Source organism: Psychroflexus sp. S27 (genome assembly GCF_002810405.1).
Classification (GTDB): domain Bacteria; phylum Bacteroidota; class Bacteroidia; order Flavobacteriales; family Flavobacteriaceae; genus Psychroflexus; species Psychroflexus halocasei_A.
Map to the genome: position 1 here is coordinate 66,662 of NZ_NEXQ01000024.1, position 14,764 is coordinate 81,425.

The following is a 14,764-nucleotide window of genomic DNA, read 5'->3' on the forward strand; positions in this document are numbered from 1 at the left end:
TTTTTTTGCATTTTAAGACCTTCTCCATGCAGTTTTATGACTAAAAACAAGTGATTTTTAATGTTTTTTTAGTAAAATTGGAGATTCAAATTTAGGCTTATGTTTTTCAGGACTTTTTCATTCCTTTTATTTCTAGCATTTTCATTTCAAATTTCGGCTCAAAACAAACAAATTTCTTTAGAGGAAATTTGGTCTGGGACATTCAGACAAGAGGGATTGCAAGCTTTGCAGTCGCTAAACGATGGGCAGTCATACATCATTCAAGATTATGATCGAGAAAAATCGGAAATGCGTGTTGATATTTATAGTTATAAATCGGGTCAGCGTACTGGCACTTTAATAAACAGTGCTGATATTCCAGAATTAAAATATTTTCAAACTTTTAAATTAAGCGAAGATGAATCTAAAGCGATTTTGGGAGTTGACATTCAACCGATTTTTAGAAGATCAACGCGAGGAATTTATTTCGTGTATGATATCAAAACAAAAAAAATAACCCGTATTGATAAAGAGATGATTCAGGAACCAACTTTTTCTCCAAATAATGAGAAGGTTGCTTATGTGAAAAACAATAACATCTTTATTAAAAATATTTCTTCAAACCAAAAAACGCAAGTCACATCTGATGGTGTTGATAATGAAATCATCAACGGATTAACAGACTGGGTTTATGAAGAAGAGTTTGCTTTTGTTCGTGCTTTTGAATGGAGTTTAGACGGCGATAAAATTGCTTTTTTAAGATTTGACGAGACTGATGTTCCAGAATTTTCAATGGATATGTATGGTCGATACGGACAAGATTTATACCCAAGCCAAGATGTTTTTAAATATCCAAAAGCTGGAGAGAATAATGCTGAAGTGACTTTGCATATTTATGATGTTGCTTCTCAAAAAAAGAATCAAGTTTCTTTAGAAGCCTACGAATATCTGCCAAGATTAAAATGGACAAAAGATGAAAATGTTTTTAGCGTACAAGCAACTAACAGACATCAAAATGAATTGAAACTTTATTTTGTGGATACAAAAACAAGCAAAGCAAAATTGATTCATACAGAAAAAGATGATGCCTATGTTGATGTCACAGATGACTTAACTTTTTTAGAGGATAACAGTTTTATTTGGACGAGTGAAAAAGATGGATGGAAACACATTTATCATTACAACAAGAAAGGAAAACTGATTAATCAAGTGACAAATGGTAAGTGGGAGGTGACTTCTTACTACGGTTATGATCGTCAAAACAAGCGTATTTTTTATCAGAGTACGGAAACAGGAAGTGTTAATCGCGGAATTTATTCAATCAAGCTCAACGGAGAATCAAAAAGAGATTTAAGTACAAAAGAAGGGACGAATTCAGCATCTTTTTCAGCAGACTTCACTTATTATGTGAATACATTTAATAGCGTTAAAATACCAAATCTTTACACTTTAAATTTAGCTAAAAACGGAAAAGTTGTTAGAGAAATTAAGAACAATGATGTTTTAGAAAATAAATTGAACGAGTATCAAATATCACCTAAAGAATTATCAACTATTGAGGTTAATGGGAATGATTTGAATATGTGGATGATTAAACCTTTGGATTTTGATGCTTCTAAGAAGTATCCAATGTTGATGTATCAATATTCTGGACCGGGTTCACAGTCAGTATCTAATAGTTTTATGGGTTCAAACGATTATTGGTATCAAATGTTGGCAAACAAAGGTTACATTATTGTCACTGTTGATGGTCGAGGAACAGGATTTAAAGGTCGCGATTTTAAAAAGGTGACTCAGAAAGAACTCGGAAAATTAGAATTAAAAGATCAGATCGACGCTGCAAAACTTTTGGGTCAGCGTGATTATATTGATAAAAACAGAATTGGTATTTGGGGATGGAGCTACGGCGGATTTATGTCTTCCAACGCAATTTTTCAGGCAGGTGATGTTTTTAGTTTTGCAATTGCAGTTGCTCCAGTGACAAGCTGGAGGTTTTATGACTCAATTTATACAGAGCGTTATATGACAACACCACAAGAAAATGCGAGTGGTTATGATGAAAACTCACCGATTACACATGTGAAAAATTTTAATGACGATAATAGTTATTTGTTGATTCACGGAAGTGCAGATGATAATGTACATGTACAAAATACAATGCAATTGATTGAAGCTTTAGTACAAGCAAACAAACAATTTGATTGGCGAATTTATCCTGATAAAAACCACGGGATTTATGGTGGAAACACACGCTTACATCTGTACAAATTAATGACAGATTTTATTACAGAAAATTTATAAAATAAATAACCAGAACTTAGATATATGGCAACAACAGTAAAAACAAAAAGAACAGAATTATTTGGACATCCAGTCGGCTTATTCATTCTGTTTTTTACAGAAATGTGGGAGCGTTTTTCATATTACGGAATGCGAGGAATCCTTACATTATACATCGCTGCATCAGCAACAGCTGCAGATCCTGGTTTAGGTTGGAGCAGTAAAGATGCAATTTGGCTTTACGGTTGGTACACAATGTTAGTTTACGTTGCCTCTATTCCTGGAGGTTGGGTTGCAGATAAATTACTCGGCCAGAAAAAAACTGTAATGTGGGGTGGACTCACGCTTTGTTTAGGTCACGGTATACTTGCTATTCCTCAAGATTGGGCTTTCTTTACAGGTTTGACTTTGATTATTATTGGAGTTGGTGGTTTAAAGCCAAACATTTCTACAATGGTTGGTGGTCTTTATAAAGAAGGAGATATTAGAAGAGATAGCGGATTTACTATTTTTTATATCGGTATTAATGTTGGTGCTTTTTTAGCAAGTATTTCAGTTGGTTTAGTTGCCTATTATTACGGATGGCATTATGGATTTGGTTTAGCAGGAATCGGGATGTTACTCGGCCAAATCGTTTATATCTGGGGACAGAAATTTCTAAAAGGCGTCGGAGAATTTAGTGGTGGAGATAATGTTACTCCAGAAGAAAAAGCAGCAGCTAAAAGACCTTTAACAAAAGTTGAAAAAGACAGAGTTATTGTTCTTTTAATTTCATTTTTAATGGTTGTCGTTTTCTGGGGAGCTTTTGAGCAAGCTGGAGGATTGATGAACCTCTATACAGATGCAAAAATTGATAGACACATTGGTTTAAGCTGGTTAGAAGAAATTCCTGCTGCTGTATTCCAATCTCTAAATGCGGCATATATTATCATTTTCGGAACCATCGTTGGAGGTTTCTGGGTATGGTGGAAGAAGAAAGGAAGAGAATCTTCATCTTTATTCAAAATGTCAGTCGGAACTGTCATTATGGGACTTGGTTATATTTTCATGATGTTTGCTTCAGAAGAAGCTGGCTCTGAAACTTTCGGAAAAGCAGCAATGATCTGGATTTTCTTAGCTTATTTATTTCATACGCTTGGTGAGTTATCAACATCGCCTGTCGCACTTTCTTTTATTACCAAATTAGCGCCATTGAAATATGCTTCTATTATGATGGGGGTTTTCTTCGCAGCAACTGGTTTTGGTAATAAACTTGCAGGTAGCATTGGAGAATCAGCACAACTTGATCCTTATAAAGGAACAATGCTTTTTAATAAAGAGCAAGTCATACCTTTTATGGAAAAAGACACCATGAAGGTGAAAAACGAAAAGAATAAAGTTATTCAAGTTTACGATTATCCAATTAATGAAGATAAAAACTTCATTGTAAAAAGTGATGTTTACCTAGAAAACGGTGAAGTTCAGTACACAGAATATGAAGGAACAAGAGACCTTAATCCTATTTTTGAATTAAGTGGAAAAAGAAAAGCTGAGTTAAAAGAAACTCTATCTTCAAATGAAGTGACTAAGGAAGACCCTTATCACGCACGTTTGATTTTTGAAAAAGATCCTGATGCTGCTCAGCAGACAGAGAATAAGGGAGATGGTAAAGATTATGGCGTGAGCTTCGTTTTAGAAGAAGAACAAAACGAACAGGAATATCAAACTTTCCTTTGGTTAACAATTTTTACAGTGAGTTTCGGTTTCCTACTTATTCTTTTCCTAAAAAGACTTAAGAAATTGACGCATGGTGCGGAAGATAAAGAGGTAGAAGGATTAGAAGCTGAAGGTTTTGAAATCGCAGATACAGAAATTAAGGATTAATACGAATATATAGACTATGGCAACAGCAAGTTCGACTCAGCATGATGAGTTTTTTAAAAGTAAAGTATTAGGTCACCCAGCTGGACTTTTTGTTTTATTTTTCACAGAAATGTGGGAGCGCTTCTCTTTTTACGGAATGCGCGTATTGTTAGTTAATTTCTTAACAATGGCAGCCATTGGGAGTAATCCTGGTTGGGAATGGTCAGCTTCAAATGCAGGAGCACTTTTTGGTACTTATGCTGGTTTGCTTTATTTAACGCCGATATTGGGTGGTGTTATCGCTGATAAATTAACGGGTTATCGTTGGGCAGTTTTAATAGGTTGTGTCATCATGACTTTGGGTCATGCATCAATGGCTATTGAAACTGAATTATCTCTCTACATGGGCTTAGGCTTACTTGTTTTAGGAACAGGTTTCTTTAAGCCAAATATCACGTCCATTATTTCTGAAATGTATGTTTACTTACCAGAGAAAAAAGACGGTGCTTACACCATTTTTTATATGGGAGTTAATGCAGGATCTTTTTTCGGAATGATGCTTTGTGGTTATTTAGCAGAGCGCGTTGGTTGGTCTTGGGGCTTTGGTTTAGCAGGTGTTTTCATGTTATTCGGAACTGTTCAGTTTCTGTTAGCGAAACCATTATTTGGTAAAATTGGTGCTCCACCTAAAAGACAGACAAAGGAAGAAAAAGCAAACGAGGTTAAAGATTACAAAGAGAATAAATTTACTTCGTTAGATAAAATTTTAATCGTTGTGACTTCAGCGATTGGTTTATTGTATTTGATTAATGATCCAACTTCAAAAATTGGAAACATTAATTTACTACCTGAAGAATTTCTAGTTTCAAAAGATATTTTATCAGGACCTTTAGTGGTTACGCTTATAGGTGTTGCTTTATTTTTATTCTTGGTCATAGGAAGAATTGTTCGTTATGAGAAAGTTGTGAGAGATCGTATGATCGCAGTTATTATTTTTGCATTCTTCACGGTTTTATTCTTTATTCCTTTTGAACAGGCAGCAACTTCAATGGTTATTTTCGCAAGAGATTATACCGATCGTGTACTCACAGGTAACTCAGCGATTATATTTAACGTGGTTAACACTTTACTGACTGTGATTCCATTAATGATTATTACTTGGGTTTTATACCTTTTAAATAAAAAATCATTTGCTAGAATACCAGGAAGTAACATTGTTTTAGCTATATGTTTTACTGTTGTTTGGGGTATTGTTATTTGGATGCTTGCTCAAGATTTCTCTACAAAAGCTTATGAAGTACAATATGAAGCTGTAGCTATTGAAGAAACTGTTGATGGAGAAACTAAAACAATTTATGAAGCCATCTCGGCGTCAAGACCTCTTGAAGCAGGCGAAACTGCAGTCACTAGATCATTTGATTTGACTTCAAGTGATGAGCTAAACGTTGGTCAAAATGTTGCTGCTCATCTAGAACTTGGCAAGTATCAATATCTTGATGAAGTTAAGAAAGAAGATTTAGCCTTAGATTATCAAGAAGAAGGTTTACAGTCACAAATTGTTGAAGGAACTGTAACCGAAGTGAAAGATAACGAGGTTGAGATAACTGTTTCTTGGTTCAGTATTCTAAATTCATTTTTCATCATTGCATTTGCGTCATTCTTTTCTAAATGGTGGGAAAGTAAATACAATCCATCAGCCGCATTTAAATATGGTTTAGGTTTAATTGTCATGGGTATTGGCTTCGCAGTTTTAGCTTTTGGGTCAAGTATAATTCCACAAGGAGCTGAAGCAGGTGTAGTTCGTGTTAGTATGATTTGGTTAATTTTAGCTTATTTGTTCCATACATTGGGTGAACTCTGTTTATCTCCGGTTGGACTCTCTTATGTGAGTAAATTAGTGCCAGCACGTATGATTGCCTTGATGTTCGGAATGTGGTACTTGGCTATTGCTATTGGTAACAAAGTAGCGGCTTCAATGGGAGGAATGGTCGATCAGATACAGGATGAATATAGCATGTCAACTTTCTTTTTGATTTTTGCTGCAATTCCTATTGTCGCTGGTTTACTAGTTTCAGCTTTACATCCACTATTGAAGAAATTGATGCATGGCGTCAAATAAATTATAAATAATCAAAATTTAAAATATGAAACGGGTATTAAGCCTTGTCATTTTATTAGTCGGTTTTTATGTCTCTGCACAAGAGATTAACTGGATGTCAATGAATGATGCTCTAGAGGCACAAAAAAAGGAGCCTAAAAAAATCTTTGCAGACATTTATACAGATTGGTGTGGGCCATGTAAATTAATGGATAAACGTACTTTCACAAATAAAAAATTGGTTGAGTATGTTAATGAACATTTTTACGCTGTCAAATTTGATGCAGAAGGAACTGAAGAAGTAAATTATCAAGGGTTTGATTACAAGAATCCAAATCATGATGCGTCTAAATCTGATAAAGCTAGAAATAGTCAGCACTTTTTTGCGCATGCTTTAAAAGTTCGTGCTTATCCAACAGTTGTTTTCTTTGATGAAAACTCTGACGTGATTTCGCCAGTTGTCGGCTACAAAACTGCTCAACAGCTTGAAGTATATCTCAAAATGATTGCTGAAGATGAGTATAAAAATGTGACAACAAAAGAAGATTGGGAAGCTTACCAGTCTAAATTTAAGGCAACTTTTTAAGCTTGCTCAATTCAAGAGCACCACTTTCATAAATCGAATGGAAATCAATATTGTATTTTTCACATGTTGATTTCCATCGATTTACATAACTTCTGTAATTGCTTGCATCAGCGATAATCAACTTGGGTTTGGTTGAGCTAATAAAACGCTCCAAATTGATTTTCGGTGAACTTCTGAGTAGAACATAATCATTAAAATGATTTTTTTCATAAGCGCCAAGTGAGTCTATCACTAAGAGACTTTTATTTCCATTAAGCGTATAAACATTTTTTAGAGGTCTTTCCTGAATTGTTTGAATTCCTTTCAACTGCGCTAGACTCTTCGTAGCATAATCTTTCTCTTGACTTTCAGCTATGGAATCCTTATAAACAATCATTTCTGAGCCATTAATTTCTATTATTAAAGATTTATTATAGCTTTTTAAAATAAATAAATCTGATTGACTTTTATATGTTTTGTAAGCATTTAAAAACACAATGAGGAAAGCTGAAAAACTGATGTTCAAAAATGTATATGATCTAATTTTAGATTTATTATCCCATATCAAGAGACTGATTAGTATTAACAAACTTGTCCATAACATAGCTTTATTGAAATAGATATTTGCAAATATAAATTGATCTTGGATAGCGACCCATTCAATAGCCTTAAGGAGAGTTTCTAAAATAAAACTATAAGCAACAACTAAAGGTTTAATCATCAAGCCTAATAAGCTTAAAACAATACTGAAAATTCCAAAACCTAGAATAATTCCCAAAAACGGAATCACCATAATATTAGCTAGCCAAAATAGGGCAGAAGCTTGATTAAAGTAATATAAAAGCAAAGGTAGAACACTAATTTGTGCGATGATAGAAACGCTCAAAACGTCCCAAATGATTCTGTCTAAAAAATAGCGTGGTTGATAGATTTTTTTAAGCCTTGGGTGAAGTGTCAGAATTCCTAAAACAGCTGTAAAACTCAATTGAAATCCAACTTGAAATAAGTATTGAGGTTGGTAAATAAGCATGAGTAAAAGTGCAACACATAAAATGTTAACAGTGCTTGTTCGTCTTTGAAGAAAATAGTTAAAACTTAAAATACTAAACATCAATGTAGCTCTAACAACTGAAGGTGACAAACCTGCTATAAAAGCAAAAGCCCAAAGACCAATGATGATAATAAGAGGTCTTGCAAGTCTCGTTAATCGGTTATAAAGCGTAAAATACGTCAGCCAATGCAAGAAAATTAAGATGATACCAACGTGTAAACCTGATATAGCTAAAACGTGGATAACACCTGAATCTTGAAAATGTGAGAGTGTTTCCTTACTGATATTGTCACGACGCCCAAGCAACATTGCTTCAATTAAGTTTAAAGATTCTCCTTTAAAACCAGCATTTTCTAATTTGTTTTTAATAATAAACCTTACTTCATCAGCGTGAGATTTTAGTGAAGAATTGAGTTTGTATATTTCAATATATTCGTTCTGAGTGTCTAAAGTTGCATAAACAGATTGAAATTTCATGTACGCTTTATAGTTGAATCTTTGTGGATTTTGAGGAGGATTTAGTTTTTTAATAGTCGCAATCCCATGAATTTGATGACCAATTTTGAGCGGTTTGTTAATCGAATCTTTTTTAACTTTTAAAAGTATTTTACCACAATTGTCTTGAGAGTTGATCTGAAATAATTCGAGATAATACTTATCATTATAAGCGTTAGCTTTAAGAACTTCAGTGATTTCTCCTTGAAACTGAACAGGCGTTTGATGACTTATATCACCTTGTGCGTAATGATTTTTTTGAAGTTGTGGAGACTCTAATTGTGCACGCGCGTACCCTATAAAAAAGAGCATTAAACATGCTAAGCCAAAAAATATAAATGACAGCTTTAGATTTCTTTTGATAGTAAAATAGCTGACGATGAAAACACTAGAAGTGGAGATAAATATCAAAGCCTTGTTTTGGATTTCAATATGAAAACCCAAAGCAACTCCTACACATAAAAATAATGTGAGGATGATTAAATTGATATTTAAAAATTTCAAGTTTCTACTTTATATAGCGCCTAAGCTCGGCAAAGGCTTTGTTCCAATAAGGATTTTCGGTAGAAGAAATAATAACGCCACTTGATGTGCTTGAGTGAATAAAATCAACAGCATCACCACTAACCTTAGTGACAATGCCTACATGGTTTTTCCTTCGTGATCTTTTAGATGTTCTAAAAAAGACTAAATCACCTACTTTTGCTTTCCTTAATGGCTTTCTTTTTCCTGCCTTTAATAAGTCTTTAGTAGAGCGAGGCATCTTTATACCGAACTGATAAAAACTCGTTTGTATCAGTCCTGAACAATCCATACCTCTAGGGGTTGTGCCACCATATTGGTAGGGAGTGCCTAAGTAGCCTTTGGCATAATTAACAATCTTCTGCTCTTGGCTTATTTCAAGTTGTGATCTTTTTTTTGCTCCACAACTCGTAAATAAGCCTAAAATCAAGCTAAAGATAAGAATAAAAAATAAAGATTTATGTTTTATTATTTTTTCCAAAACCTCCAACCGTTGTTTGACGAACCAGTGTCTTCATTATATCCATATCCATAGCCATAGTTGTATGAATAACGTCCTGATTGTTTAACACCATTAAGCACTATGCCAATATTTTTTAATTTTTGATGTCTTTTTAAATCTTTTATATGATCTAATAGTCGTAAATCTGTATAGTCTGCTCTTGTTAAATAAAGCGTTATATCCGCTTTATCGGATATCATTATTGTATCAGTTACCAATATTGTAGGAGCTGTATCAATAATTATATACTTGTATTTTTTCTTAGCGTCTTCGATAAATTCATCGAATCTTGAACTAAGTAGAATTTCTGAAGGATTTGGAGGTATTTCTCCCAAAAGTATAATATCCAAATCACTGTTGTTGACATTTTCAATAGCAATATCGTCAATTGAAATACTAGAGTCGTAAAGGTAATTACTTAGGCCTTTTACATTCTTATCAAGTCCAAAATAGTTGTGCAATTGTGGATTTCTAATATCACAACCAACCAAAAGAGTGCTTTTTGATTGATGCGCAGTGACTGAGGCCAGATTTATTGAGGCAAAAGTTTTACCTTCTCCTTTAGTTGATGAAGTGACATAAATGACTTGATTTTTTTTGTTATTCTGCTCCTGTTTCTTTTCCAGGTTGATGAATTTAATATTGGTACGTAATATTCTGAAAGATTCAGCTAAAGCACTTCTATCAGTAGGCTTAATCATGTTGAATTCAGAAACATTAGTTAATGGTATTTCACCTACAACAGGAATATCTGGAAGCTCTCTTTTAATTGCATCTACTGAGTTTAATTTAGTGTCAAGCAAAAACTTTAAATATAAAATTCCAAAAGGAATGATCAGACCGATAATTAGAGCTGCTAATGCAATAATTTTCTTTTTTGGGCTAACTGGAGTAGGTTGAGTATAAGCATAATCTACAACCTTTATGACCGGAGATGTGATTGCATATGTTAAAGTCGCTTCCTCTCTTTTCTGTAGAAGAAATAGAAAGAGCTTTTCCTTAACCATTCTTTCTCTTTCAATGCTTCTAATTTCTTTTTCTTGATTAGGTATTTTATCAATTGTAGAGCTAAATATTGATTCTCTCGATCTTGTATTTTGTAATGAGATCTCTAGGCTTTCAGTGTAGCTATCAATCGATTTATTGATGTTTTTACGAAGCTGCTTAATACGCTGATCTATAGATTTTATCACAGGGTTTTCTTCTGTTGATGAAACCATAATATCATTTCTCTCTAAAACTAATTCGTTATAAGACTTTGTTAGCGTGTTAACCTCTTGGCTTTCAATGCCTAAATTTGCTGGTAAAAGACTAATTGTATCTTGATTGTTGACAAGTTTTTTGAATTCATTCGCAATCTCGACTTGGTTCTCAATCTCAAACCTTTTCATCTCAGTTTTGCTAACCTTTTCAAATAATAATTTTGTATTTCCTTCAATATCAGTTAAATCATTTGTTTTTTTATAGTCAACAATACCAGTTTCAACTGTGTCTAACTCTTCAACAAGAAAAACAAGTCTTTCTTCAATAAACTCTTGAGTTCTTTTAGCAATAAGTCTATTGTCATCAACTCCATCCTGATTGAATTGTTTCATCAATTCATCAAGAATATCTTCATTTTTATTATCGTTTTCTCCTTCAATAATTATTGTGATGATATCAGCACGTTGATCTACAGTTTCAGTCACCAAACTATTAATTAAATTAGTGATGGTTTGATCCAAACTTGTTTTTTTGAAACTAAAAGATTTCTCAGTGATTGAAGCCAAATCATTTTTATAAAAAGGATTAACTCCTATGCTAAATTTAATATTGTTAATTTCTTCATTACTGTATTCAATCGTATCTCCAAATTTTGCCGAAACTTTAAAATCTGATTCGATTTCTGTTAGTTCAAAACTATTTTGGTTGTTGAACTTTAGGTACATCATTGGGAGTTCTTTATAATCAGAGCTGTCGGAAGCAGACCAATCAATGATGTAAGGAACTTGATTGTCCCAAATTTCACGATCTTTAATTGTACCAGATGTGTAATATTTCGTTTGAAGCCTTAAATCCTCTATCACTTTTTTAGCGATACGACGTGACTTAAGTATTTGAATTTCATTGTCTAAATTTACAGAGCTCATATCAAGAAGGGGAGATGCACCTTGTAACCCTTGAAGGTCTAGACCTTCTTGCTCTTTAAGGATTTTGATTTTAGAATTTGTCTTATATATAGTCGGTGAATATTGTATGTAGATTAATGCTACTGTGACCGTAATAATAACAGATAGGAAAAACCATGGCCAATATCTCAAATATTGAAAAATTGTCTTTTTAATGTCTTCGCCATTTTGATTTTCAGCTGAGTTTGATTGGTAGTTTGTATCCATATTAACGAGTTATTATAACAATTGCAGACAAAATTACAGAGAGAGCTGATAGTAATGTTGCAGTGTTTCCAATAAAACCTGCTTGTTTTACTTTCGGATTATTAGGTTCTACATAAATGATGTCATTCGGATAAACGTAATAATAAGGACTGTTAAGCCAGTCAGTTTTAGTAATGTCAATTGTTTTAACTTCCCTATTTCCATTAACCTCCCTAATTACTTTTATATTGTTGCGCTTACCATTAATGGTCAAATCACCAGCCATGCCTATTGCCTGTGGTAAGGTTAATACCTCTTCTGTAGATTCATATGTTCCAGGTTTCTTAACTTCACCTTCGATTGTAAATTTATAATTTATAATTCTTACTGAAACACGGGGCATAATAATGAATTCAGAAAGCTTACTTTGTATTAAATCTGTAGCCTCTTGAGTTGTTTTTCCCTTGACATCAATTTTACCTAATTGCGGGTAATTGATTTTCCCCTCACTATTGACAAGGTATCCTTGAAGTTTTAATAACTCCATCCGCATACTTTGTGATTGATTTTTGGAAATCTCCGCTGTAAAGGGAATTACACTCTCAGGATTTAATGCTGACACAGTGATGTGAAGTATGTCATTGATCTGTATCTTAGGGTGTTTATAAATACTTTCGACTGATTTCAGGTCTACAGAATCTGAATCTTGATAATATATGATATTTTTTTTGGGCGCGCATGAAGCGAAAAAAATCAGGACAAGGATGTAGTAAAGTTGGTTTCTCATAATTTGCAAATATATATAAATCTACTTTTACTGAAAGGTTCTTCAAAAAAATAAGATGTATAGGCTTAATTGTATGATGTAAATCATTTCGCTGCAAAAATAATATTCTTAACTGATTAACCTCACTTTGTGAAGATTAAAACAGTTTTTTTGCTATTTCACTATTAATCCATTCTAAAAAAGTTTCATCTTCTTTATCAAAGGCTTTAGCTGTATGTGAGTCAATATCAATCTGACCGATATTCTGATTATTAACAAATAGCGGTATTACTATTTCAGATTTTACATTAATGCTGCAAGCAATGTAGTTATTTTGTGCTTTCACGTCATCAACCAAAAAGTTCTCGTTTGAGACTGCGACCTGACCGCAAATACCTTTGCTAAAAGGAATGATTGTGTGGTCAGTTGGTTCGCCTGCAAAGGCTTTTAAAATTAATTCTTTTTTATCTTCGTTTTGAAAATAGAAACCGACCCAGTCATAATGCGAAACTTCAGCTTTTAGGAGTTCACATATCAATCTCAATTTTTCGTCTTGGTTCACATCTTGTTTCTCTATAAGGCTTGAAACCTTGTGTTTAAGTTCATTAAATTCCATTACTTTTTTTTCTGCAAAAGTATTTATATTTGGCTGAGTCTTCATGAAGATTTCTATATTTTTGCTTAATCATACCAATCTCTTTTACATAATGCGTCTTTTACAAAAGAATAAACCTGTTATCCGCTTTTTGCTTATATTCTTTGGGAGTTATTTGATACTTGCATTTTTATATAATCTTTATTTGAATAATGCCAGCTCTCAGAAATATTATCCTGAATTTATCACGCATATTGTCGCCTTACAAAGTCAGGATTTAATTGAAGCGTTTGGTTACGAGACCAAATCAATCCCAAGTGATTATGATCCTTCAATGCGTATTGCAATTAATGGAGATTATGTGGTACGAATCGTTGAGGGTTGTAATGCAATAAGTGTGATGGTGCTTTTTTTAGCTTTTATTTTAGCATTTAAAAAAGACTGGAAGTCAACTTTACTTTAATATTTTTTCAGGTTTAGTTATCATCTATGCACTTAATATTTTGCGTATCGCTTTATTGAGTATTGCAATTTTTGAGTATCCTCAATACACAGATTTTTTGCATACCACTTTGTTTCCTGCATTTATTTATGGAGTTGTATTTATTCTTTGGTTTGTGTGGGTGAGAAATTTTAACCTGAATAAAACGAAAAAAGATGTCTAAGTTTTTACGCTATTCACTTGTTTTGTTGCTCTCTCTAGCTGCAATACGTTTTTTTGAGCATCATTTGTTTAATAGTGAACTTGCTATTTTTTTTGACCAAGAGTTTAGTTATGCCGAGCCTCCTGAGTTCGAAATGCTCCAGATTTGGCTTCAGATTACGCTAAGGTTTTTACTTAACACTTTTATTTCTTTAGCTATTATTTTTTTGCTTTTTCAGAATAAAAAGACGCTTAAATTTGCTGTAGTGCTGTATAGCTTAGCTTACCTTGTTTTGACACCTCTTTTATTTTACTTTCTAAATAATCTTGAGCAGGGCGAATATTTTTATCTGTTCTATACGAGGCGCTTTTTGGTGCAGCCTGTGCTAGTAATTATTTTGATTCCTGCTTTTTATTATCAAAAAATGATGTCACAACAAAAAGAATAACAGATTTATTTGCGACCAAAGTCAGCAGGAATCTCTCCCCATTCTTTGGTGTTCCATTTTAAGATTGTCGTAGAATATGTATTTGTTTTTAACCAATTTTCTGCACGCTTAATCAGTTCAAAAACTTTAGCATTTTTAGCATTTTTCTGAAGCTTTGTTTTGCACTTTTTTTGTCTTACCCAACTCATCGCAATTTTAGAATCAGAGTAGATGGCAAGTTGACTGTTTTTACTTTTTAAAAAAGCTAAACCATGTACTAAAGCCAAGAATTCACCAATATTATTTGTCCCTTGTTCAAAAGGACCAATTTTAAAAAGCTCTTCTTTTGTTTTTGTTATTACGCCGCGATATTCCATTTTACCAGGATTTCCACTTGAAGCAGCATCGACTGAAATGCTTTTAAAGTTTATCTCTTCTAGAGCTTTGGCACTAAGTTGGTCTTTTGTTTTATGATATTCAAAAAAACCTTTTTGAAGTGCTGACTGTGCTTCTTCTAAAGTTTTAAAAGATTTGTATTTAGCTGATTTATAATTCTTAATCATCTTTTTGCATTCATCCCAAGATTTATAAATTCCCGGTTCCCAACCATCCCAAACAACATAGAATTTTTTCTTAGCCATTTT

At 33.2% G+C, this 14,764-nt stretch carries 13 protein-coding genes; 7 read left to right on the plus strand and 6 right to left on the minus strand.

Annotated elements, in window-relative coordinates; translation table 11 throughout:
- Positions 1-99 precede the first annotated feature (99 nt).
- The 4 genes from CAP47_RS08105 to CAP47_RS08120 are packed head-to-tail and all read left to right on the plus strand — an operon-like array spanning position 100 to position 6,785.
- Positions 100-2,280: a S9 family peptidase gene (locus CAP47_RS08105; RefSeq protein ID WP_100776174.1), complete on the plus strand. Its 2,181-nt coding sequence runs from the start codon at positions 100-102 to the stop codon at positions 2,278-2,280.
- Positions 2,281-2,304: 24 nt separating this feature from the next.
- A complete protein-coding gene (locus CAP47_RS08110; protein ID WP_100776175.1) occupies positions 2,305-4,122 on the plus strand; it encodes a peptide MFS transporter in 1,818 nt (605 codons plus the stop codon).
- Positions 4,123-4,138: 16 nt separating this feature from the next.
- Positions 4,139-6,220 carry a peptide MFS transporter gene (locus tag CAP47_RS08115; RefSeq protein ID WP_093238696.1) on the plus strand — a complete coding sequence of 694 codons (2,082 nt, stop codon included), beginning with the start codon at positions 4,139-4,141 and terminating at the stop codon, positions 6,218-6,220.
- Between the two features lie 25 nt (positions 6,221-6,245).
- Complete coding sequence (locus CAP47_RS08120) at positions 6,246-6,785, plus strand: thioredoxin family protein (protein ID WP_100776176.1); 540 nt, start codon at positions 6,246-6,248, stop codon at positions 6,783-6,785.
- Here CAP47_RS08120 and CAP47_RS08125 read toward each other — a convergent pair.
- From CAP47_RS08125 to CAP47_RS08145, 5 genes are all read right to left on the minus strand, one after another.
- Complete coding sequence (locus CAP47_RS08125) at positions 6,769-8,814, minus strand: ComEC/Rec2 family competence protein (RefSeq protein ID WP_100776177.1); 2,046 nt, start codon at positions 8,812-8,814, stop codon at positions 6,769-6,771. The genes CAP47_RS08120 and CAP47_RS08125 overlap by 17 nt on opposite strands.
- Before the next feature lie 4 nt (positions 8,815-8,818).
- On the minus strand, positions 8,819-9,313 hold the full coding sequence (locus tag CAP47_RS08130; RefSeq protein WP_238141003.1) for a C40 family peptidase: 495 nt from the start codon (positions 9,311-9,313) through the stop codon (positions 8,819-8,821).
- Entirely contained in the window at positions 9,301-11,709 is a 2,409-nt protein-coding gene (locus CAP47_RS08135; protein WP_100776178.1) for a GumC family protein, read from the minus strand. Before CAP47_RS08135 ends, CAP47_RS08130 begins: the two co-directional genes overlap by 13 nt.
- A gap of 1 nt (position 11,710) precedes the next feature.
- A complete protein-coding gene (locus CAP47_RS08140) occupies positions 11,711-12,475 on the minus strand; it encodes a polysaccharide biosynthesis/export family protein (RefSeq protein ID WP_100776179.1) in 765 nt (254 codons plus the stop codon).
- Between the two features lie 136 nt (positions 12,476-12,611).
- Positions 12,612-13,070, minus strand: coding sequence for a GAF domain-containing protein (locus CAP47_RS08145; RefSeq protein ID WP_100776180.1), 459 nt, complete (start codon positions 13,068-13,070; stop codon positions 12,612-12,614).
- Between the two features lie 91 nt (positions 13,071-13,161).
- On the opposite strand from CAP47_RS08145, the gene xrtF reads away from it, so the two are divergent.
- The 3 genes from xrtF to CAP47_RS08155 are packed head-to-tail and all read left to right on the plus strand — an operon-like array spanning position 13,162 to position 14,141.
- The gene (gene xrtF, locus CAP47_RS12565) at positions 13,162-13,512 is read left to right on the plus strand and encodes an exosortase family protein XrtF (protein WP_317042702.1); all 351 of its coding nucleotides are present in this window, start codon (positions 13,162-13,164) and stop codon (positions 13,510-13,512) included.
- A 40-nt stretch (positions 13,513-13,552) separates the two neighbouring features.
- Positions 13,553-13,714, plus strand: coding sequence for a hypothetical protein (locus CAP47_RS12570; RefSeq protein WP_317042703.1), 162 nt, complete (start codon positions 13,553-13,555; stop codon positions 13,712-13,714).
- On the plus strand, positions 13,707-14,141 hold the full coding sequence (locus CAP47_RS08155; RefSeq protein WP_100776181.1) for an exosortase F system-associated membrane protein: 435 nt from the start codon (positions 13,707-13,709) through the stop codon (positions 14,139-14,141). The genes CAP47_RS12570 and CAP47_RS08155 overlap by 8 nt, the downstream gene beginning before the upstream one ends.
- A 5-nt stretch (positions 14,142-14,146) precedes the next feature.
- On the opposite strand, the gene CAP47_RS08160 is transcribed toward CAP47_RS08155, so the two are convergent.
- Positions 14,147-14,761, minus strand: a complete 615-nt coding sequence (locus CAP47_RS08160; RefSeq protein WP_100776182.1) for a viroplasmin family protein — start codon at positions 14,759-14,761, stop codon at positions 14,147-14,149.
- Positions 14,762-14,764 lie beyond the last annotated feature (3 nt).

Coding starts and splice junctions, on each gene's coding strand:
- CAP47_RS08105 (WP_100776174.1), top strand. CDS start 100: ATGTTTTTCAGGACTTTTTCATTCCTTTTATTTCTAGCATTTTCATTT.
- CAP47_RS08110 (WP_100776175.1), top strand. CDS start 2,305: ATGGCAACAACAGTAAAAACAAAAAGAACAGAATTATTTGGACATCCA.
- CAP47_RS08115 (WP_093238696.1), top strand. CDS start 4,139: ATGGCAACAGCAAGTTCGACTCAGCATGATGAGTTTTTTAAAAGTAAA.
- CAP47_RS08120 (WP_100776176.1), top strand. CDS start 6,246: ATGAAACGGGTATTAAGCCTTGTCATTTTATTAGTCGGTTTTTATGTC.
- CAP47_RS08135 (WP_100776178.1), bottom strand. CDS start 11,709: ATGGATACAAACTACCAATCAAACTCAGCTGAAAATCAAAATGGCGAA.
- CAP47_RS08140 (WP_100776179.1), bottom strand. CDS start 12,475: ATGAGAAACCAACTTTACTACATCCTTGTCCTGATTTTTTTCGCTTCA.
- CAP47_RS08145 (WP_100776180.1), bottom strand. CDS start 13,070: ATGGAATTTAATGAACTTAAACACAAGGTTTCAAGCCTTATAGAGAAA.
- xrtF (WP_317042702.1), top strand. CDS start 13,162: ATGCGTCTTTTACAAAAGAATAAACCTGTTATCCGCTTTTTGCTTATA.
- CAP47_RS08155 (WP_100776181.1), top strand. CDS start 13,707: ATGTCTAAGTTTTTACGCTATTCACTTGTTTTGTTGCTCTCTCTAGCT.
- CAP47_RS08160 (WP_100776182.1), bottom strand. CDS start 14,761: ATGGCTAAGAAAAAATTCTATGTTGTTTGGGATGGTTGGGAACCGGGA.